Source organism: Shewanella japonica, from assembly GCF_002075795.1.
Classification (GTDB): domain Bacteria; phylum Pseudomonadota; class Gammaproteobacteria; order Enterobacterales; family Shewanellaceae; genus Shewanella; species Shewanella japonica.
Genome location: NZ_CP020472.1, coordinates 499,577 through 518,378, shown reverse-complemented (window position 1 = coordinate 518,378; position 18,802 = coordinate 499,577). Strand labels below are relative to the sequence as shown.

Below are 18,802 nucleotides of genomic sequence, written 5' to 3'. Positions count from 1 at the left end.
TTCAATCGATTAATTACCACGAGCTTCTACCTCGACCTGTCTATTGACTCTTAAACAATTTGTCGTTGCTGCATTACCAGCGCAATCGCCAGTCTCACATACTGCATTACTGATAATTTGATATTGCGTTACTCCATCAACACTAATAGGTGTGCAAGTTACCGTGACACTGCAACCATGAAATCCCACAGAGTTAGGCGGTGTCCAAGTTGAATTAGCGCTACATACACCAACAGCGCCAGAGAGCGGAAATAACTTTGCTAGCTCTGCATCTGCTGCACTATTGGCACTAAACAAAGCCCTCGCCCCCCAGACTTCAACGTTCACTGATGCGTCTCCATCCTCAAGCATCCGAATCAAGGTACCTGCTAATAAAAACATCACAATAATGACAAAAACCGCAATAACTAATGCACTGCCTTTTTGCTTGCTCGCACCAAGGTTTACATATTGCTGTGGTTTTCGATTAAGTCGATAGTTATGGGACATTGGTCACCTGCACTTGATGCTGATATTTAAATGTTTCCCCATTCACACTAAAGCGTGGTTCAAGGTGGACTATCGCATTCGTCATTAAATTCTGCTCAGTGACTTTAATCGCCGGTTCAACTAACAAATTATTGGTAATATTTTCAGCCATTAATACCCCAGTTCCCATACTTGATGGCACTGGTTGGCTAATGAAATAACCATAGTTGGCATAACGATATAGATTGACAATCGAAGAATTAATTGCGCTTTCAAAACAATAGCTCACAGGCTCATTAGCAAAATAGATTCGTTTAATAGGCGACTCTTCAGCAAATTGAACCGAACTTGCAAACGTTAGTGTGATTTTGTCTGCTGCAGAACTACTCGATTGCACTTCAAAACGTTTATTTCGGCTCGCTTGATAGATATCGTTAACGCCGCCAATACTTTCATTCGCTAGAGGGTAAACAATCGCAAACACGCCTGACGCGACATTAATATTATTATCAACAATGGTGCCTGTCGTTGATGATGTATCTGGATAAATAGGCAAATCTAAATAGCTACTGCTTGCCTCAATCGGAAGCAATTCAATACACTGAAAAATACCTAAATTGGCCGTCCTAATTCTGACACTGTTGGGGACTGAATTGCGTATATCCCTCGTCATTCTTTCCATAGCAAATCGGCTTTGCCCCAAGACTTGGTCAATTGAGCTCGACTCAACAAAAATACGTGTTCCGAATATGACGAAACTGCTGACCCCAACAACTAAAATCCCCAAAATGATAATAACGGTGACCATTTCAACCAAGGTAAAACCCGCTTGCTTCATCTTCGAATAACGCTTGCCATTTTGCTTCATTAATAATTACTCCTTACCGCTTGGTAAGTAATAACTTCACTTGAAGGTGTAGTGACATCAATGGTAATTAGCTTTTGGGCTTGACCATTTATGTATTCCACATTGACAGACATCTGATAGCCAATATAAACATCTGCATAGGTCTGGCTAGAATCAAGCATGGTGCTGTTAATGTTGAGTCCGTGATAATCGTCGACATCATTAAAGTCATTGCGATTTTCGCCATTAGGTCCAAGTGTAGAAGAGCAACTGGCACCTAAAGGGGAATTACACGCTGGAATACCGCCATTAGAGTTCGTGTTTTCATCAAAACGTTTACCCCAGATTTCATTCATCACTGAATGAGCAAGTTCAGCAGAGCGAACCCGTGATAATGTATCTACAGCCCGATCAGCTTGTGGCAATAACATCGACGTCAACATCACGATGGCAATACTAAGCACCAGCATGCCAATAACAAGCTCAATTAACGTAAACCCTCCGCCTCGACATTTATAAACCATGAATATATCCCTCGGATTCCATGGCTATAGTGAGGCTTTCATCAGCAACAACGACAAAGCAACTACCAGTACAAGCCAATGTTGAGCGGCCTAAATTATCGAAATCCATGCTAAAGCTGGTACTGGAATTACTCGCAAGCTCAATATACGCACCGCCATTAAAGGTTTGCTTTAGATCGGTTCGTAACAGCTGGGCTGGGACACACCCCGCAAACGGCGCATTAATGTTATGACTATAGGTTGTTAATTGATAACCGTCTGAATCGACAGTGATGCGATAACAACGATCGCTGTTATTAAGCGCTTTAATTTGAACCTGCCTCAGTTCACTTATAAATTCATTTCTCAAAGTGTAGGCACTGTAACTCGATTCAGGTATCAGTTTGGGTATGACGAACACAGCAAGAATCCCTACAATTAAAATCGTAGTGACTAGCTCAATAAGTGAAAAGCCTGAAGCGTATCGTTTACTCTGATTGTGCTGCATCCGAACGGTTAACGCCTTTTATTACATTTTCCTATACACAGTATGGCAAAATATAACATAAACGTCTTGATATCCTTTATTAAAAATACTTTTTAGCAATGATGTTTCAAAGGTAACAACACGACATAGAGGAGAATATTTCAGACAATAAAAAAGGCCTGCATGCAGACCTTCTATTTACAAACGAATGTTAGCAGTCAGACGCTGTAGGCATAGGTAAAAAACCACCATTACCGTCAGAAATACCACTTGAGAAAGTTGGAGTACTTCCTGATGTTTGCGCTTCGGTATATTCAATATAACAATTAGTTGGTGCATCTTTTTGCTGAATTTTCACCGTACCGCCTGTTCCTGTAATATCCCAGTCGTCAGTAGACATATCAACCGCTTTAATAAGTTCATCGGCATCACCTTCAGCATAGCCAAAAACTGTCACCAAATTACTGCTTGCGCCAATATCAACAGAGCCAGGATCTTTCTTTTCTTCACCAGCTAAAGCCGCTTTTGAATAAACTAAACTATTAGCACTTTGAATAGCAGCTTTCGCACCTTGCAATGTGGAAACTCGAGCATCACCTTGTAAATTGATAAATTTAGGTGCCGCGGTCACAGCCAAGATCCCTAAAATAATGATCACCACGACTAACTCAATAAGTGTAAAACCTTGTTGCTTTTGCATTTGAAAACCTTCACTAAAAAGTAGAACAACGACAGCTCTTGTTGACACTATAATTAATGTTCATGAGCATATTCTTTTATCAAGGTAATGTTATCATTCCGTTGATTTATAGTGTGTTACCGACAGCACAAAAGTGTTTTAAAACCTGATATTTAGACACAAAAAAGCCCGCAATAATGCGGGCTTAAATTTCTAACAGCGATTAACAGTTATCAGGATCTGTAACTGCTACAAATGAAGGTAAAACTGTAGTGCTTGTTGCTTGTGTGTACGTTAAAGTACACGTTGCTGGAGCGCCAACTTGCCAAATAGTAACTGTCGCAGCAGCAGTACCTGGGAAAATAGTCCAATCTCCACCATTATCAGTCACTACAGTAGGATCTGTTGCACTAGTACCAATATTGAATGTCACATCAGTTGCATTTTCAATTTCATCTAAAAAGCTTTGTAGGTAACCATACTGAGTCACTGCATTAGTACCAGTTCCGATATCAACAGCTGGCGGAGTAGTATCATTGTATGCTTTTTTCTCTTCACCAGCTAAAGCTGCTTTTGAGTAAACTAAAGTGTTGGCACCTTGAATAGCAGCTTTCATACCCGCTAACGCAGATACACGAGCATCACCTTGAAGGTTAATAAATTTAGGTGCTGCAGTTACCGCTAAAATACCCAAGATGATGATAACGACAACTAACTCAATTAATGTAAAACCTTGTTGCTTTTGCATAATGTAGACCCTTTATTTAAATCAAATATGTGAATTTTGTACATCTGTTCATTTGTAAAATGCCCACTCAACATTCCATATTTTGTGGTTGTTTTTCGAGCCGCTATATTGCGACTTTAATTGTTACTCTTCGTTGGTCAATGTTGAAAGCCTTCATTGACAAACAATTAATAAAATCTAGTCATTGCTGAAACTAAGCACTTGCCCAGTACCAGGGTTATATGTCACACCCTTCGCACCTGCAGTAGACAAGTCAGGAGCGGGTGAAGGAACACCGGAATTTTGATTTAGTGTTAAAGACGCTACTTGGTGGTAAACACATAGGTCAATTCCAGTGACGGTTGTGCCATCAATAGACGTGGCTGAACCGCCCACCCCATTTTGCACTCTGACCGTGTAGCGTTGCTCACGAGCATCTTCATTATAAATCACGTTACGAGGCGCACTTTGTAAAACGTTATTAAACACTTCTTGGCACGTAGCATCTGTCATAGCGGTGACATCAGTATTACTTGTTCCTGTAGGGAAACCAAATCGCGTGTCTAATGACACCACTGTGCCGTCTAAAATAACGGACGTATTGCGGCGGCCATCAACTTCCCACTGAGCACGTACAAAACCAACTGCTGTTGCTAGTCCACCAGCAACACCATCAATACTGGCATTTTGTGCATCTTCAGTAACATTTAAAAAACGTGGTATTGCTGTTGCGGCTAATAAACCGAGAATAACAATAACAATAACCAGCTCGATTAATGAAAAGCCTTGCTGTCTTAATTTCATATCTAAAATACCTATTTTACGCCTTACAAATATTGAATAAACATCTCAGCAGTAAGACTATTGTTACCTAGCTAAAGCTTATGTGTAAACAAATTTTAGCATCATTTCTACATTTAAACAGTTGTAATAGTTAAATTTTAACCACTGCCTTCTAAAAAAATCACTCGCCCAGAGCTTGCTTGATAGCTGATGCTGCCACTTTGATCTGTGGTAAAGCGACAAATTTCTGGCTCTTTTTGATAAAAAACATCAGCTTTAATGTCATGCAAACCACTTGCCATTAGCTGTTGCCATAATGCCCTACAACCTGCTTCATCACTCGAGTTTAATAGCGGCCAGCCCTGAGGCGACATCTGAATAATGTTATTTTGAGGCTGAACCTTAACCTCATCAAGCTGTCGATTTGCTGAACCAACACCTGTCTCTTCCCAACTGAGTTTAAGTGCGCTGGGCCTGCCCTGGCTTAGCCATTGGCTTTTCACCATAGCCAACACATATAACAGGCGGCTATGCTCAAGCTGCAGCCCCTTTGTTCCAATACTTTCAACACTCGAAAAGTGCTTACTGGCGATAACGGCCATAATAACCAAGACTAAGGTTAACGTAATAATACGCCCGTAGGTTCTTAGGAGATCGCTTTCTGACTTCTGTTGTTTTTGCATTTTGCAATCAACCCTTAACAACGTTCAGCATATCCCACATAGGTAAGTAAATACCTAGTGCTAGGATCAATACGATACATGCTACAAATCCGATTAAAATCGGTTCTAACTTTGCTGTTAAGTTTTTTAAGTCGTAATCAACTTCCCCTTCGTAAAAATCTGCGGCGTCATTCAACAGCTGATCGATTTGCCCAGTTTCCTCACCTACAGCCACCATTTGCAATACTAACGGAGTAAACAGTCCACTTTGGTTAGATACCCGCAGCATTGATTCACCTGATTCAATACCTCGACGCATTGCCACAATTCGGTCGTGCATATAGCTATTATCAACAGCATCGGCGACCAAGCTTAACGCTTGGGTCATAGGCACACCTGCTCCCAACATCATCGAAAAACTTCGGCAATACCGAGAAAGCGTTGAACGTTCAATAATTGAGCCTACAGCAGGGATATGCAGTTTCCACCGGTCCCATTGTCGCTCCCCTTTTTCTGTATGATGCCAATATCTAATCCCAATAATTGCACCAACCACAGCAACTAACATGACATGCCAATAATTTACGAATACATTTGAAGTGGTGATTAAAATTTTTGTTGCCCAAGGTAAGTCAGCGCCAAACCGTGAAAACATATCAGCAAACTTGGGGATGACCATGATATTGAGGATCACCATGGCGATGGTAATCGCAATTAATACAAAAATAGGATAACGCATTGCCGATTTTATCCGACGTCGAGTCTCTTGTTCACGTTCTATATAGCTAGATAATTGAATAAATGCATCTTCCAGCTTACCGGTATTTTCACCAACATGAACCATCGAGATAAACAATGAATCGAACACATCTTGGTGTTGGTTCATTGCCGCAGAAAGTGGCCTACCAGACGTTAATTGCTCTGAGATATCATTTAAAGCATCTTTCATTCGCTGAGAATGCGTGGTTTCAGCTAACCCCGCTATCGCCCGCAGAATTGGAATGCCAGATCGAGTCAATGAATACATCTGTCTGGTAAAAATTTGCAATTCTTCAAGCGACACTTTGCTTGCAAAAAGGCTACCCAATTTAAATGGCTGAGATTGTTTAACTTCACGCAGCTCAAGGGGAATGATGCCTCGAGACATCAAAGCATCAGCAGCACTACTTTCATTTGCTGATTCAATAAAGGCTTCTACGGCTGCGCCTTGATTGTTCCGACCTCGATACCGGTAAGTTGGCACACTTAGCTCCCCATACCCATATCTGCAGGCATGGTTTCTGCGCCTGGTATTTCACTGACATCTTCTACCAATTTGGCAACTTCCTCGATGGTTGTCATGCCGTTATAAAGGTACTCAAAGGCCGAGTCAGCTAATGGCACAAAGGTCGGACTTTTTTGCGCAGCACGAGCAAAGTCTTGCGGGTTTCCTGTACGCATGGCATCGACCATATCGTCATCAAGTTCAAGAATTTCAAAAATACCAATACGACCACGATAACCCGAACCGTTACAGCTTTGACAACCTGTCCCTATTTTATAACTCGCAGCACTAAAATCTTTTTTAGCAATCGTGTTTATCCAGGCTAATTCTGAGCTTGTAGGTTGATGATCCGTCATACAATTTGAACATACACGCCTAACGAGTCGCTGGGCAATAATCACTCTTAATGCACTCGCAACCAAATAGCTTGCCGCCCCCATATCCAGTAAACGTAATGCACTGGTAATCGCATCATTGGTATGCAAGGTTGATAATACAAAGTGACCGGTTAATGCTCCCCTTAACCCAATTTCTACCGTTTCTTGGTCACGCATCTCACCGACCATGATGATATCGGGATCTTGGCGAAGCGTTGTTCTTAATACGTTAGAGAAATTCAAACCAATTTTATGATTAACTTGTACTTGGTTAATGCGAGGTAACTGATACTCGACCGGATCTTCAACAGTAATAATTTTAGTATCAGGCGTATTTAGCTCACTTAAAATGCCATATAAGGTTGTGGTTTTACCGCTACCTGTTGGCCCTGTTACCAAGAGCATACCGTGAGGACGTCTAATCTGTTTTCTAATCCGTTGCAAAATATGATCAGGCATACCCGTTTCATTTAACGTCAGTAGGCCGGCTGATTGATCTAGTAAACGCATCACCACAGATTCACCATGATAAATTGGCATGGTAGACATACGGATATCAACCTTATGGCCTTTGATTTCAATATGAAAACGGCCATCTTGTGGCATTCTTTTTTCTGAAATATCCAAACCAGCCATTAACTTCAAACGCAGCACCAGTGCGGAAGCGATATTAACTTCATCTAAGGTATTTTCATGCAGCTGGCCATCAATACGTTGGCGTATCCGTAATACTTTTTCACCTGGCTCAATATGAATATCCGAAGCACGCATTTGTACTGCATCTTCAAAAATTGACTGCAATAACTTAACCACGGTGGTTTCGTTATCGCTATCGCTGTCAGTGATGCTCGCCAAATCAAACATGTCATCAGCGGCATATTCTTCTTCAAGCTCACCTGCAATTTTGGCAATTTCACCTGTACGACGATATAGGTTATCGAAAGCATCCAGTAATTGTTGCTCAGGCGTCACCGCAATAGTAATTTTCTTTGGTGCTACGAACACTTCTAAATTATCGATGGCCTGTAAGTCTGCAGGATCACTCATGGCCAATGTGACCGTATCTTCAGTGGCCTTAACCACAAGCGCACGATAACGTCTAGCCTGCACTTCAGGAATAAGATTGACGACTTCAGAAGGAATCGATAAACGACTTATGTCTAAATACGGCAGGTTTAATTGCTGAGATAAAAACTTGAGCAATTGATCTTCTGTAATACAATGCAAATCAATTAATGTGCGTCCCAATTTCTTACCTGAGTTTCGTTGCTCAGATAAAGCCTGGGTTAATTGGTCATCAGTAATAATGTGTTCTTGAACGAGAAGATCGCCTAAACGCATTTTTAATTTTGGTTTCATTGGCTACCTTCAAGTTGAATTAATCGTTGTTCTATATACGTCATAGCACCAGTTGATAAGCCTCGATAAGATAACGCTTTACGGTAAGTCTCTGCCGCCTCTTTATATGCTTGTTGTGAATCGAGTGCATATGCTAATCCCATCCACCAACGCGCTTGTGAAGGCTCAAGTCCGACTAATGAGCGATATGCCGACTCTGCCAATTCAAATTGGCCATTTTTCTGGGCAATATCACTTTGTAAAATCCATTTATCCCTTGCCCAGTCGCTGCTATCACTCACTCCTGATAAGGTGATTAATGCTTTATCAGGACTAAATGACGCATTCTCAACTTTGGCTTTTAAAATAGCGAGTTCCACTTCCTCAGGAAATTGAACCACGCCTTGTGCCAAAATCTGCTCAGCTCGCCCCAAATTATTAAGCGCGTAATACAAAGATGCTAACTGCTTTCTTGCTTGATGCATTGATGGCTCTAACATCAATGCTTCGTAATAGTATTTAATGGCTCTATCTACTTTTTGCTGCTGCTCTGCAATCTCTGCAATATCAAATTTCTTTTGTGCAAGCTCAGCATTAGATAACACAACCTCAGTGACAGCCATGCTGCCCTTATTCGCTGTCGCGCTAACGCTATTTCTTGCTGTTGTACTCGTTGGCTTTGATTCATTGATTGTAACGACATTATTAACAGTTTCTTTTTGGTTATCAGCGACAATGGCCGAACTGCGAGTGTTTTGGCTAAACCTGACTTGTACTGAACCTGAATCATTGGTTTGAGTTTGCTCAGCCTTATTTACTTTTACAGCCCTATCAATATCTTGTTTGCTTTCATTACTCGCAGTTCCCACCACCGCGATGTCAGTCTTTTTTGGTTTTACATCCCTATCGACGACACTTTCCTCTTCGGCAATCTTGTCTTCATCTTGTTTCATGGCATCAGTAGGTTCATTAGATGAAAATGACGCATCCGCTATCGTTGACTGACTCAGCGAGATAGATTCATCACTGCTTTTAACTGCCGTAACCATAGACTGATCATCAGCTAAATTCTCATTAGGGTTAACCACTACTGAAGCATTGTTGTTAACCCGTTCAGGTGTCAATGGCTGTAATTTTTGCAGCTGCATTCCCTGTCGATACAGCATTATGCCTAACAAAGCTACCGCGACTAACATCAGTACAGACATCAGCAAGCTTTTGTTAGAAGAGCTTGCACTGTCAGTAGTCGTCCCTTTTGCCATATTAACTTGACTAGTAAACTGTACTTCAGGTCGCTGAAATCCGTTGGCCTCTGCGCCTTGTGGACTCTCATCAGAATGTTGTTGCTGACGCTTATCTAAATCTTTTAATACTTTATTAATGACGCTCATATTGACTCTCTTAACATCGATACCCAATCAACATCAGCGACATATAGCATCGCCAGTGAAGCGCATAAAAGTAGTAATAAAAAAATCCATCGTTCTTGTTGCTGAGCAGGCGGCAAGGGTTCAGCATCTTCTGTATCCACAATGGCCGCTTTACAATGCTTTGTATGAACTCGAGTTTCACCCTCTGCGAAACAAAGTAACAGCGCTTTATTAGTAATCACATTCACCAAACGAGGAACCCCTCGCGCTGCAGCGGCAATAAGTTTCACATCTTTGTCATTAAACAATGAATGACCTTGATAACCAGCAACGGACAACCTGTAGTCGATATAGGCTTGGATTTCATCCCACGCTAGTGGTCTTAATTTATAACTAAAGGTTATTCTTTGTTTTAGTTGCCTTAGCTTGTTATCTTCAAGTCGTTCATCTAATTCAGGTTGGCCAAACAACACCACTTGAATTAACTTGGTGCTTTCTGTTTCTAGGTTGGTAAATAGCCTTAAAGTTTCCAAACTTTCATTCGGCAAAGCTTGGGCTTCATCCAATACTAAAACGACCTGTAAACCTTGTTGATTAAGCTCAAGTAACCTGCTTTGAATTAAACTCGTTAGCTGTTGCTGGTTTAAGTTCTCATCTAATGAAAGCCCCAACTCTGTCGCTAATGCCCAACGAAGCTCTTCTGGGCTTAAATAAGGGTTTGGCACATATGCGCAATGGTATTGTTCCGGTAAATCATTGAGCAGCTTTCTGCAAATCAATGTTTTACCCGTGCCAACTTCCCCTGTGACTTTAATAAAGCCTTCACCATTCTCAATCGCAGTTTGCAGCACTTGTAATGCTTCAACATGCGGCGTTAACCCAAAAAAGAATTGCGTATTCGGTGTTAACGTAAAAGGTAACTGAGTTAAGCCAAAGTGTTGTTGATACATAGCATTTTCAACGGCATTTAGCCGTTACTCCTGCTCTGGGTACCAACGTTCAAGTAAATCTTTAGAGCGTTGTAATTCATTACTCCAAGTATCAGCTCCTACTACGGTAGGTTTTAGCATGATAATAAGTTCTGTTTTCTTTGTGGATTTACTGCGATTAGTAAAAGCTTCTCCAATAAATGGAATATCACCTAATAAAGGCACTTTAGACAACGCTTCGATGTTCTCACTTTTCATTAAGCCACCAATCACAACGACATCCCCTGAAGAGGCTTTAATCACAGTGTCTGACTCACGAATTTCACTTTGAGCTAGTGGCAACTCTAAACTTGAACCGCTAACTTTAATTTCTTTGACTTGCTCTGAGACATCAATAACGGATGGATGAACATGTAATAACACATTACCGTCTGCATCGATTTGTGGTGTCACATCTAACGCGATACCTGAAAAGAAAGGGGTGAGTTCAACTTGAGGAGTCGTTACAGGTGTTGTACCTGCCACTGTCGTTGACGAGACATCAGTAACGAAGTATTCATCATTACCAACCTTAATTACGGCTTTTTGGTTGTTTGATGCGGTAACTCTAGGACTTGACAGCACATCTACATCGCCTTGGGTATCAAGTAAGCTGATCATGGTGCTAAAGTCTGTTCCTGTAAGGCTAATTGACGTCACACCACCAATGACATTAGTGATTTGGTCGCTTAAACCACTACCTGGTGAAGTCCCAAAGTTAATATCAGTACTACCTGCGTGTCCTAATACGTTATCCCACTGAATACCCTGTTGGTAGCCATCCGATAATGTTACTTCTAATATCTTAGCTTCTAGGATCACTTGGCGTTGTAAGTGCGTTTCCGCTTTTTTCAGGAATGTACTGACTTGACGTAATTCATCAGGATACGCTCTTACAGTCACTAAGCCTGCTTGTGGCGTTATCACAACTTGGCGCCCGCCACCTGTATTACCGATAATTGATACTAAGGTTTTCTCTAATTCACCCCAGAAATTAGATTTCGTTTTCGAGCGAATAAAGGTGCCGTTAGTGTTGTCGTTACTATCGTTATTATTGTTGGAGTTGTTATTATTACTCGAGTTGCTACTTGATGAGCTACTGTTGGAGTTCGAATTCGAGTTGGAGTTTGAATTGTCATTATTATCTGAAATACGGCCAGAACTCACCGAGGTTAAGGATAGCCCTTCTCGTTCCATATAAAGATAATTTAGCGGATAAGTTTCTGTGCGCATTCCAGCAGGGAAAATACGCAAAATACGACCTTCACGGCTCACTTCGTATCCGTAAATATCTTCAACCACTTTAATCACTTCCGACAAGGTTACGCCGTTTAATGAAATGGATATAGTCCCGCTAACTTCAGGGTGAACAGCAACACTTAGTGGCGTTCCTTGAACAAGGCTTGGGAAGAAAACTTTTGCATCAACATCATTAGCAGACACATCAAATCGACGCTCTTTAGGTAAAGATGTCGCCCCACCAAGTAAACTTGAACCATTGAGTTCACGTTGAATTTCCTCAGGCATTTGCGCAGGAGGCGGCACAATATTTTGCGCCGTTTGCGCTTCAGCGAGTGATTGACTCAACTCCGTTTTAGACGTCGTTGGATCAGGTCTGTCTGTTGTTTGACAACCTAGCAAACAAAGAGATAGCAGAGGGGTTGCGTATTTAATAAATTTCATTGTTATTCTTGTCCTATCGCTCTGTTATCGACTGAAATAGCTTAAGTTTTCGTCCGTCAGACAAATTAACGTAACTCTTGCCGATATATTCAATTCTGGCGCCATCAACACGCTCACCAACAGAAAAAATTTGATTATTGATTACAGCGTGAGGGCTAGCACTTTTTACAATGCTATTGAGTACCAATGATTCAACTCGCTCCCCACCACTTGAGGCCGTCACATAACCTTGTCCTGGTAATGTCGGATCTCTTAATGACTTGGCTGAAGCTAACCCGCTAAAAACACACAAGCTCAGCACTAATAAAATTAATTTATTCTGCGACACTGATAAACTCCTTATTAATACTCAAGGTATATAGCTCGAGTTCGACAGTGGCATTGGGGTGTGTATCAACATGGTAATTGAGACGCTTCCAATACAATTTATCTGGCATGGATTCTATTGACTCAATAAATGCCAAAATGGAAAAGAAGCTCCCTTCCAACGTCAAATGAATGCCATGACTGTATAAGTTCATTTTGTCTTCTTCGCCCTCTTGCAATAACGGTGTTGGCGCTATCGATCCAAAAGATAACAACTTCACCCCTTGAACATTGGCAAGCAGGTTAGTGAGCACGGTTGGCATATAGCTAGCAGGCACCATAGATACCATTTGTTTATCAAGCTCTGCATCAGCAACGGCCGTTTGCTCTTCAATCAAGGTTAATCGGTTGCGATAATCTGTGTTGGGATCCATTGCTAATCGTTGCTGATACAAAGCGATTTGCTGCTCAGAAACGGATATATCGGTATTCAATTGGCTTAACTGTCGATTAAGCTTTTGTCTTTCTTTAAAGATACTCTCAACAGGAAGGTAAACGACCATCGCGATAACAACTAAAGTTGCAATGCAAATTAAGACCCGCTCACGCTGACTCAGCTCATTAAATTTAGTGTCTAATTGCTGCCATAATTGCTTCATTTTTTTACCTCCACGTCTGGCGTGCTAGATAACTTGAAAGCAATAGGTTTTGACTCGCCTCTATCCATCGTCATGGTTGAAAAGGCATACCCTTTCAATGTTTCGGTGTGCTTTAACTTCTCGACCCATAACGGAATACTTTGTGGCTGTGCCCCATATCCTTCGAACTCAAAGTGTTGTTGGTTAATGTTAATTTGGCTGAGCCACACCGAACCATCTGATACGCTAGCAAGATCGGTCAGTAAATTTGAATAGCCTTGACTGATTAAATTCTCACGTTGCTTGAGCTCACCCGATAATAAACGTTTTAAATCTAAACGCTGTTGAGCCAATTCAACACTCGCAACAAGTTCTGGATCTGGTGCACGAGTTGATATCTCTAATTCAAGTGCATTTTTTTGAGTATCAAGTGAAGATTTAGCAGCAGAAACGCTCGACACTTCTGCATTCAGACCTGTAACAGACCAATAGCCAATTGCCCAAATCAACATACTAAAGACGATAAGCCCGCCAACTGCCATCATCATGCGCTGGAAAGACAATCTTAATTTAGCAGGCAATAAATCCGCACTGTAAAGATTAACCGTGGTTTTTATCATGCATCACCTCCGGTTAATTCCACCGCAGCCAAATAAGCCAATTGACTTGCCACAGAGGTATGTTCAATCGCGCTGACTGGTTGATTAAAATTCTGCGATACCAATGGCACTAACGCTTGGCATTCGCCATCAATCAATAAATCAATTGAAGCAACCGGTGCTTGACGCAGCTGACTTTCAAAATAATCCATTGAACGCTGAATTTCTAAGCTCAGATTGTCAGCGAGTCCATACTGCAAATCGGCGGCACTGGCTTTATCTATTTGGGTAAATCCACGTACTCGACGCTGCATCAACAGCTCACCTTGTTTGACGACCGTTAATAACAGTTCTTGCTCTGGTACATGACTCACCACCATGTGCGGCGCTTGATCGTCAAATAAACGCGGCATAACTAATTCTTCAATGGTGATATCCTCAATTACAAAGCCATGCTGCTCACAGGATTGTGCCAAGGTAGAAAGTTGCATTTTATTGGCGACCACAACGTTTATTTTTCCTGTTGTCGTGAGCGATGATTCAAAATAATCTAATTGAATGTTCGTCACCTGTTCGGTCACTAAATCTTTTATCGCCCATAATAATGCTTGGTTTAATTCATTCGCCTCTACATTGGGTTTATCAGCCACAATCAATTGATAAAATGATTCAGCCAATACAATGTGTAATTTCGCCGCACCAAAGCTCGCCTTAATCTCAGCCAGCACCTCTGCCCAATTCTCACCATTAAAGGCAAATTGCTGTATGTTGTCAGATAAACTGAAGTTAGCGTTTTTTTGATTTGTAGAATCAAGTTCTTGCTGTTGAGTACCTGATAAATCGGCCTGGAAAACACTAATGTGAGTTGCACTGATATACACCCCAAGTTTTGCAGAAACTTGAGTTTGGCGCCAAAAGGTCAATTTACTTAAAAAACCATTATTCATTCAAAACCCTGTGCCCAGATAATCAGGAAAATAACACATAGCGGCAAACACCATGCAACTTCACAGCAACGATTCACTTCACTCAAAAATACCAGCTCAAAACCAACAACTATGTAACATAAAGAACGTTCTGAGCAGGAAAATAAGTCAAAAAAATACCGTACGACATTTTAACTGCTAATCACTTAATTTTATAGAAAAATAATCTTAAAAATATTGTATATATTTAAGATAGATTGTTATGCCTTGATACTCAAGTTTCACAATCTCATCACGCTCAAGATGTAACGCAATTGCTAATGGTGAATGAGATATTAATTTGGCGAAATATAAAGCAATACAAGTTACATACCACTTTGGATTGGAAGGTATCAATGTGCGACACAGGGTTGTGGTCGCTGTTAATTAAAAAAATCCCCTTGAGCGGCACTCACACCTAAAATTTTCAATGTTTGCCATTCTTCAAATTGAGTCACACCTTCAGCAAATACCTGCACTTCAGCACGATATAAGCCGCCAATTAGGCTACGAATAAATAACTGGTTTTCGGGTTTTAGGTGGATTTGGTGAATAATCGAACGGTGCAGTTTTACTAAGTCAAAGTGACACTCTTGAATATAGTGAGTACCCACAACTTGCAATCCGACATGGTCAACACACAGCTTAGCTCCTATTTTGCGAAGCATATTCAAATTCTCGACCAATTTATGCTGATGTTTCACCACAATATCTTCTGACACCTCAAAAGTAAGACGGGAAGCTAAATGACGATGTTCCATCAAGGTGATTTTTAACCAACGGCTAAATGCACGACTCGTTAACGAGTCGAGGCTTAAGTTAATACTATAGTGATCTTGATTATTCACCATCAAATCAAACATGACTGTTTCTATTAATTGCCTTTCAACTTGAGGCATCAAGCCACACTTATTCGCCATTGGAATAAATAAGGTCGCCCTAACTTCATTACCTTGATTATCAATTGCACGGCTAAAGGCCTCTTGATGACAAGTATGCCCATCACTATCGATGACCTTTTCCGTAATCGCAACAAAGCGCTTATTCACTAATGTGTTTTCTAAAAAGCTTCTCCATCGCACAGAGCCTTTTGCTATTTCCTTATCTACAGCGCCTTTGTCATACATAAACCAGTTATTACTACGTTGAAGCTGCGCGGCTTTTAGTGCCATTTCAACTTCTTCTAATACTTGTTCTTGCATGTCTCCTGCACTATAAAAAGCAGCGCCTAAATGCACATAGTTATCTTGAGTATCTGACTGATTTTGTAGTTGCCTAATAGCCAGTTTTAGCAGTTTGTTTGCCAAACTATCTGCTTCATCTAAAGAAAGCTGAGGGGCGACAATCACAAACTGATTAAAACCATACCGTGCAAAAGTGACATCTTCATAGGGGTGTAAAACTTGTGTAATCGCTTGTACAAAGTCGTTAAGTTGCTCATTAACAATGTCATCGCCTTCTTGTTGAAGCAGTAAATCCAAATCGTCAAAGTTAATGAGCAAGATCACACCGTGGGCAATCATACTGCTTTGATGCGTCAGTGCTTCGAGTCTATTTTCAAAGAAAATTCAGTTACCAATACGAGTAGCAGGATCGAGGAAAGTTTTAGAGCGAATAAATTGGTCAAAGCGGCCACGCTCTTTTTGCGCATCTTGCAGTTGTTCAAGCAACTTAGTCATTGCCCTATTGACTAAGCGAGGGCGGCCTTTGCCTGAAAATTGCAGTGCTTTTTCATGCTCCCCCTCAATTACAAGCATACTGCGCTCGGCAATTTGCTCAATACCATCAAGCTCATGGTTAAACCAGCGAAGACCATAGCGGACAAATAAAGCAATCGCGATAAATGAAATCAATAAGCTTAAATACTCGTACCAGCCTAATTGATGTAATAAAAACGGCTGAGGCAGCTTAAGCTCCATCGATAACGACTTATCTGTGTCAATAACGTGTTTATATAAGGTTGGATTAGGCTCAGGTGTGGGCGAGTAATACTCAAATAAAATGGTATCGCCCTGAGTTAATTTAAATGAAGTGGTATTGTAGGCGATTAAAATCGGCGGTAGCCAAGCATTTAGCTCCCAATGACTGTCAGCCTGATAATGCTCCACGAGCATTGATTCTAATTGAGTGACTTTTTGTTGCTGAAATTTGTAGGTGAGCTGGATAAAGCTGATTAATGCACCAATAAAAAAAATCGCTCCGACAGCAGTTAATGACAATAGCCAAAAACTGGTCAATTTTTTCGTTAAAATTTTGGTTAATTTCATTTATCAGCGTCCTGCTAAAGCGCAATACTGTGAGATTTTATTATTATCAGCATTTGGCCTAATCATGCCAAATACTCACCACTCAACTGTAGATGATTATTCAGTAGCTTATAGTAAAAGGCAAACCTAATCTTTATCGAGTTCTGTAGACACAAAAAAGGGGCTTTCGCCCCTTTTGTATTTCACCTTACCAATCACTTACAGTGAGTAATCAGTAGGTACTTTATCTAATACTGCCACACCTGAATCAATAGCCGCTTGTGACACCGCACTCGCAATATTTCTTAGTAAGCGTGGATCCATTGGTTTAGGCAACACGTACTCTGGACCGAAGGTCATTGAATCAACGTCTGGATAAGCAGCAAGGACTTCAGCAGGAACCGGTTCTTTAGCAATAGCAGCAAGGGCTTTAACTGCCGCAATCTTCATTTCATCATTAATTTGTGACGCTCTCACATCTAATGCACCTCTGAAGATGAACGGGAAACAAAGTACGTTATTAACCTGATTCGGGTAATCACTGCGGCCTGTTCCCATAATCAAGTCTTTACGGATACTATGTGCAATCTCAGGCTTAATTTCAGGGTCGGGGTTTGAACAGGCAAAGATAACTGGATTTGGCGCCATTAACGCAATATCGTCAGCCGTTAATAAATCTGCACCTGATAGGCCTAAAAACACGTCAGCATCTTTAATCACATCTTGAAGTGTACGCTTGTCAGTATTGTTAGCGAACAATGCTTTGTACTCATTGATGTCTTCACGGCGAGTATGAATAACGCCTTGTCTGTCCAGCATGTAAACATTTTCACGTTGTGCACCACACTTAACAATCATTGTCATACACGCAATGGCAGCAGCACCCGCACCTAGGCACACAAAGATGGCATCTTCGATTTTTTTACCTTGAATCTCTAACGCATTCAACATTCCTGCTGCGGTAACAATGGCAGTACCATGCTGATCATCATGAAACACAGGGACATTACAGCGAGCGATCAACTCACGCTCAATTTCAAAACACTCAGGAGCTTTAATATCTTCAAGGTTGATACCGCCAAATGTATCTGCAATCGATTCAACCGTATTGATGAAATCTGCAGTGGTGCGGTGTTTCACCTCAATGTCTGTAGAGTCGATATTCGCAAAACGCTTAAACAGTAAGGCCTTGCCTTCCATAACTGGCTTAGATGCTAATGGGCCTAAATTACCTAAACCTAAAATAGCGGTACCATTTGAAATAACAGCAACAGTGTTCCCTTTATTGGTATAGCGATATGCATCGTCAGGATTTGCGGCAATTTCACGAACAGGCTCGGCGACACCAGGACTGTATGCCAGAGATAAATCATGGCTCGTTTGAGCAGGTTTAGTAAGACTAACAGCAGTTTTACCTGCTACTGGAAATTCATGATAATCGAGAGCTTGCTGGCGGAAATCTGACATTTTTTATTCCTGAATGAGGCAATTTATACGGCGAAAGTAAGATTAATTCAGTCGCAACGCATTAAAACTAACTTTACTGAATGTCAGTAAAATGAGCTGTAGCGTGCTTTGGAAAGGGAGTATAAATGAAAAATTAACAAAAGTTATCTTTAATCGGCAGAATTTGATCAACTTACAATTTATCGATATTAAATAAATCATCACAATAAGAATCAAAGACTTAAAACTGTAGAAAAATAACAAGATTTGACATAAAAAAGCAGAATTAGCATGATAAAGTTACAAATAGTTTGCCTAAATAACAATATTATCAACCTAACTGGCAACACATAATTTATAACTAAAAATTTTAATTTTTTTTAAAAATTTAATCCAAAAACAAAAAAAGACGCCGAAGGCGTCTTTTTCTTAAAATAATTGCAGTC

General features: G+C 40.8%; 18 protein-coding genes and 1 pseudogene. All 19 read right to left on the bottom strand.

Annotation, left to right across the window (positions count from 1 at the left end):
• Nucleotides 1-9: 9 nt before the first annotated feature.
• On the bottom strand, nucleotides 10-489 hold the full coding sequence (locus SJ2017_RS02300) for a hypothetical protein (protein ID WP_055022909.1): 480 nt from the start codon (nucleotides 487-489) through the stop codon (nucleotides 10-12).
• Entirely contained in the window at nucleotides 479-1,336 is an 858-nt protein-coding gene (locus SJ2017_RS02295) for a PilW family protein (protein WP_055022910.1), read from the bottom strand. The genes SJ2017_RS02300 and SJ2017_RS02295 overlap by 11 nt, the downstream gene beginning before the upstream one ends.
• Nucleotides 1,336-1,839, bottom strand: a complete 504-nt coding sequence (locus SJ2017_RS02290) for a type IV pilus modification PilV family protein (RefSeq protein WP_055022911.1) — start codon at nucleotides 1,837-1,839, stop codon at nucleotides 1,336-1,338. The genes SJ2017_RS02295 and SJ2017_RS02290 overlap by 1 nt, the downstream gene beginning before the upstream one ends.
• Nucleotides 1,829-2,326, bottom strand: coding sequence for a type II secretion system protein (locus SJ2017_RS02285; RefSeq protein WP_080914740.1), 498 nt, complete (start codon nucleotides 2,324-2,326; stop codon nucleotides 1,829-1,831). The genes SJ2017_RS02290 and SJ2017_RS02285 overlap by 11 nt, the downstream gene beginning before the upstream one ends.
• A 190-nt stretch (nucleotides 2,327-2,516) precedes the next feature.
• Complete coding sequence (locus SJ2017_RS21815; RefSeq protein WP_055022913.1) at nucleotides 2,517-3,005, bottom strand: type II secretion system protein; 489 nt, start codon at nucleotides 3,003-3,005, stop codon at nucleotides 2,517-2,519.
• Nucleotides 3,006-3,207: 202 nt separating this feature from the next.
• On the bottom strand, nucleotides 3,208-3,732 hold the full coding sequence (locus tag SJ2017_RS02275; RefSeq protein WP_080914739.1) for a type II secretion system protein: 525 nt from the start codon (nucleotides 3,730-3,732) through the stop codon (nucleotides 3,208-3,210).
• Nucleotides 3,733-3,909: 177 nt separating this feature from the next.
• Nucleotides 3,910-4,515 (bottom strand): prepilin-type N-terminal cleavage/methylation domain-containing protein, encoded by a 606-nt coding sequence (locus SJ2017_RS02270; RefSeq protein WP_055022915.1) that lies wholly within the window; start codon nucleotides 4,513-4,515, stop codon nucleotides 3,910-3,912.
• Between the two features lie 137 nt (nucleotides 4,516-4,652).
• Complete coding sequence (locus SJ2017_RS02265) at nucleotides 4,653-5,177, bottom strand: hypothetical protein (protein WP_080914738.1); 525 nt, start codon at nucleotides 5,175-5,177, stop codon at nucleotides 4,653-4,655.
• Between the two features lie 7 nt (nucleotides 5,178-5,184).
• A complete protein-coding gene (locus SJ2017_RS02260) occupies nucleotides 5,185-6,399 on the bottom strand; it encodes a type II secretion system F family protein (RefSeq protein WP_055022917.1) in 1,215 nt (404 codons plus the stop codon).
• A gap of 2 nt (nucleotides 6,400-6,401) precedes the next feature.
• Complete coding sequence (locus tag SJ2017_RS02255) at nucleotides 6,402-8,156, bottom strand: GspE/PulE family protein (RefSeq protein ID WP_080914737.1); 1,755 nt, start codon at nucleotides 8,154-8,156, stop codon at nucleotides 6,402-6,404.
• Complete coding sequence (locus tag SJ2017_RS02250; protein WP_080914736.1) at nucleotides 8,153-9,526, bottom strand: tetratricopeptide repeat protein; 1,374 nt, start codon at nucleotides 9,524-9,526, stop codon at nucleotides 8,153-8,155. The genes SJ2017_RS02255 and SJ2017_RS02250 overlap by 4 nt, the downstream gene beginning before the upstream one ends.
• Nucleotides 9,523-10,455, bottom strand: a complete 933-nt coding sequence (locus tag SJ2017_RS02245) for an ExeA family protein (RefSeq protein ID WP_055022920.1) — start codon at nucleotides 10,453-10,455, stop codon at nucleotides 9,523-9,525. The genes SJ2017_RS02250 and SJ2017_RS02245 overlap by 4 nt, the downstream gene beginning before the upstream one ends.
• Nucleotides 10,456-10,479: 24 nt before the next feature.
• Entirely contained in the window at nucleotides 10,480-12,156 is a 1,677-nt protein-coding gene (mshL, locus tag SJ2017_RS02240; RefSeq protein WP_080914735.1) for a pilus (MSHA type) biogenesis protein MshL, read from the bottom strand.
• A gap of 13 nt (nucleotides 12,157-12,169) precedes the next feature.
• Entirely contained in the window at nucleotides 12,170-12,484 is a 315-nt protein-coding gene (locus tag SJ2017_RS02235; RefSeq protein WP_055022922.1) for a hypothetical protein, read from the bottom strand.
• Nucleotides 12,471-13,121 (bottom strand): MSHA biogenesis protein MshJ, encoded by a 651-nt coding sequence (locus SJ2017_RS02230; RefSeq protein ID WP_080914734.1) that lies wholly within the window; start codon nucleotides 13,119-13,121, stop codon nucleotides 12,471-12,473. Before SJ2017_RS02230 ends, SJ2017_RS02235 begins: the two co-directional genes overlap by 14 nt.
• The gene (locus SJ2017_RS02225) at nucleotides 13,118-13,720 is read right to left on the bottom strand and encodes a PilN domain-containing protein (RefSeq protein ID WP_065109623.1); all 603 of its coding nucleotides are present in this window, start codon (nucleotides 13,718-13,720) and stop codon (nucleotides 13,118-13,120) included. Before SJ2017_RS02225 ends, SJ2017_RS02230 begins: the two co-directional genes overlap by 4 nt.
• Complete coding sequence (locus tag SJ2017_RS02220) at nucleotides 13,717-14,646, bottom strand: hypothetical protein (protein WP_080914733.1); 930 nt, start codon at nucleotides 14,644-14,646, stop codon at nucleotides 13,717-13,719. Before SJ2017_RS02220 ends, SJ2017_RS02225 begins: the two co-directional genes overlap by 4 nt.
• 401 nt (nucleotides 14,647-15,047) lie before the next feature.
• Nucleotides 15,048-16,931 (bottom strand): annotated as a pseudogene (gene csrD, locus SJ2017_RS02215) (RNase E specificity factor CsrD).
• Nucleotides 16,932-17,129: 198 nt separating this feature from the next.
• A complete protein-coding gene (locus tag SJ2017_RS02210) occupies nucleotides 17,130-18,377 on the bottom strand; it encodes a malic enzyme-like NAD(P)-binding protein (RefSeq protein WP_055022927.1) in 1,248 nt (415 codons plus the stop codon).
• Nucleotides 18,378-18,802: the final 425 nt, after the last annotated feature.

Coding starts and splice junctions, on each gene's coding strand:
- SJ2017_RS02300 (WP_055022909.1), bottom strand. CDS start 489: ATGTCCCATAACTATCGACTTAATCGAAAACCACAGCAATATGTAAAC.
- SJ2017_RS02295 (WP_055022910.1), bottom strand. CDS start 1,336: ATGAAGCAAAATGGCAAGCGTTATTCGAAGATGAAGCAAGCGGGTTTT.
- SJ2017_RS02290 (WP_055022911.1), bottom strand. CDS start 1,839: ATGGTTTATAAATGTCGAGGCGGAGGGTTTACGTTAATTGAGCTTGTT.
- SJ2017_RS02285 (WP_080914740.1), bottom strand. CDS start 2,326: ATGCAGCACAATCAGAGTAAACGATACGCTTCAGGCTTTTCACTTATT.
- SJ2017_RS21815 (WP_055022913.1), bottom strand. CDS start 3,005: ATGCAAAAGCAACAAGGTTTTACACTTATTGAGTTAGTCGTGGTGATC.
- SJ2017_RS02275 (WP_080914739.1), bottom strand. CDS start 3,732: ATGCAAAAGCAACAAGGTTTTACATTAATTGAGTTAGTTGTCGTTATC.
- SJ2017_RS02270 (WP_055022915.1), bottom strand. CDS start 4,515: ATGAAATTAAGACAGCAAGGCTTTTCATTAATCGAGCTGGTTATTGTT.
- SJ2017_RS02265 (WP_080914738.1), bottom strand. CDS start 5,177: ATGCAAAAACAACAGAAGTCAGAAAGCGATCTCCTAAGAACCTACGGG.
- SJ2017_RS02255 (WP_080914737.1), bottom strand. CDS start 8,156: ATGAAACCAAAATTAAAAATGCGTTTAGGCGATCTTCTCGTTCAAGAA.
- SJ2017_RS02250 (WP_080914736.1), bottom strand. CDS start 9,526: ATGAGCGTCATTAATAAAGTATTAAAAGATTTAGATAAGCGTCAGCAA.
- SJ2017_RS02245 (WP_055022920.1), bottom strand. CDS start 10,455: ATGTATCAACAACACTTTGGCTTAACTCAGTTACCTTTTACGTTAACA.
- mshL (WP_080914735.1), bottom strand. CDS start 12,156: ATGAAATTTATTAAATACGCAACCCCTCTGCTATCTCTTTGTTTGCTA.
- SJ2017_RS02230 (WP_080914734.1), bottom strand. CDS start 13,121: ATGAAGCAATTATGGCAGCAATTAGACACTAAATTTAATGAGCTGAGT.
- SJ2017_RS02225 (WP_065109623.1), bottom strand. CDS start 13,720: ATGATAAAAACCACGGTTAATCTTTACAGTGCGGATTTATTGCCTGCT.
- SJ2017_RS02220 (WP_080914733.1), bottom strand. CDS start 14,646: ATGAATAATGGTTTTTTAAGTAAATTGACCTTTTGGCGCCAAACTCAA.
- SJ2017_RS02210 (WP_055022927.1), bottom strand. CDS start 18,377: ATGTCAGATTTCCGCCAGCAAGCTCTCGATTATCATGAATTTCCAGTA.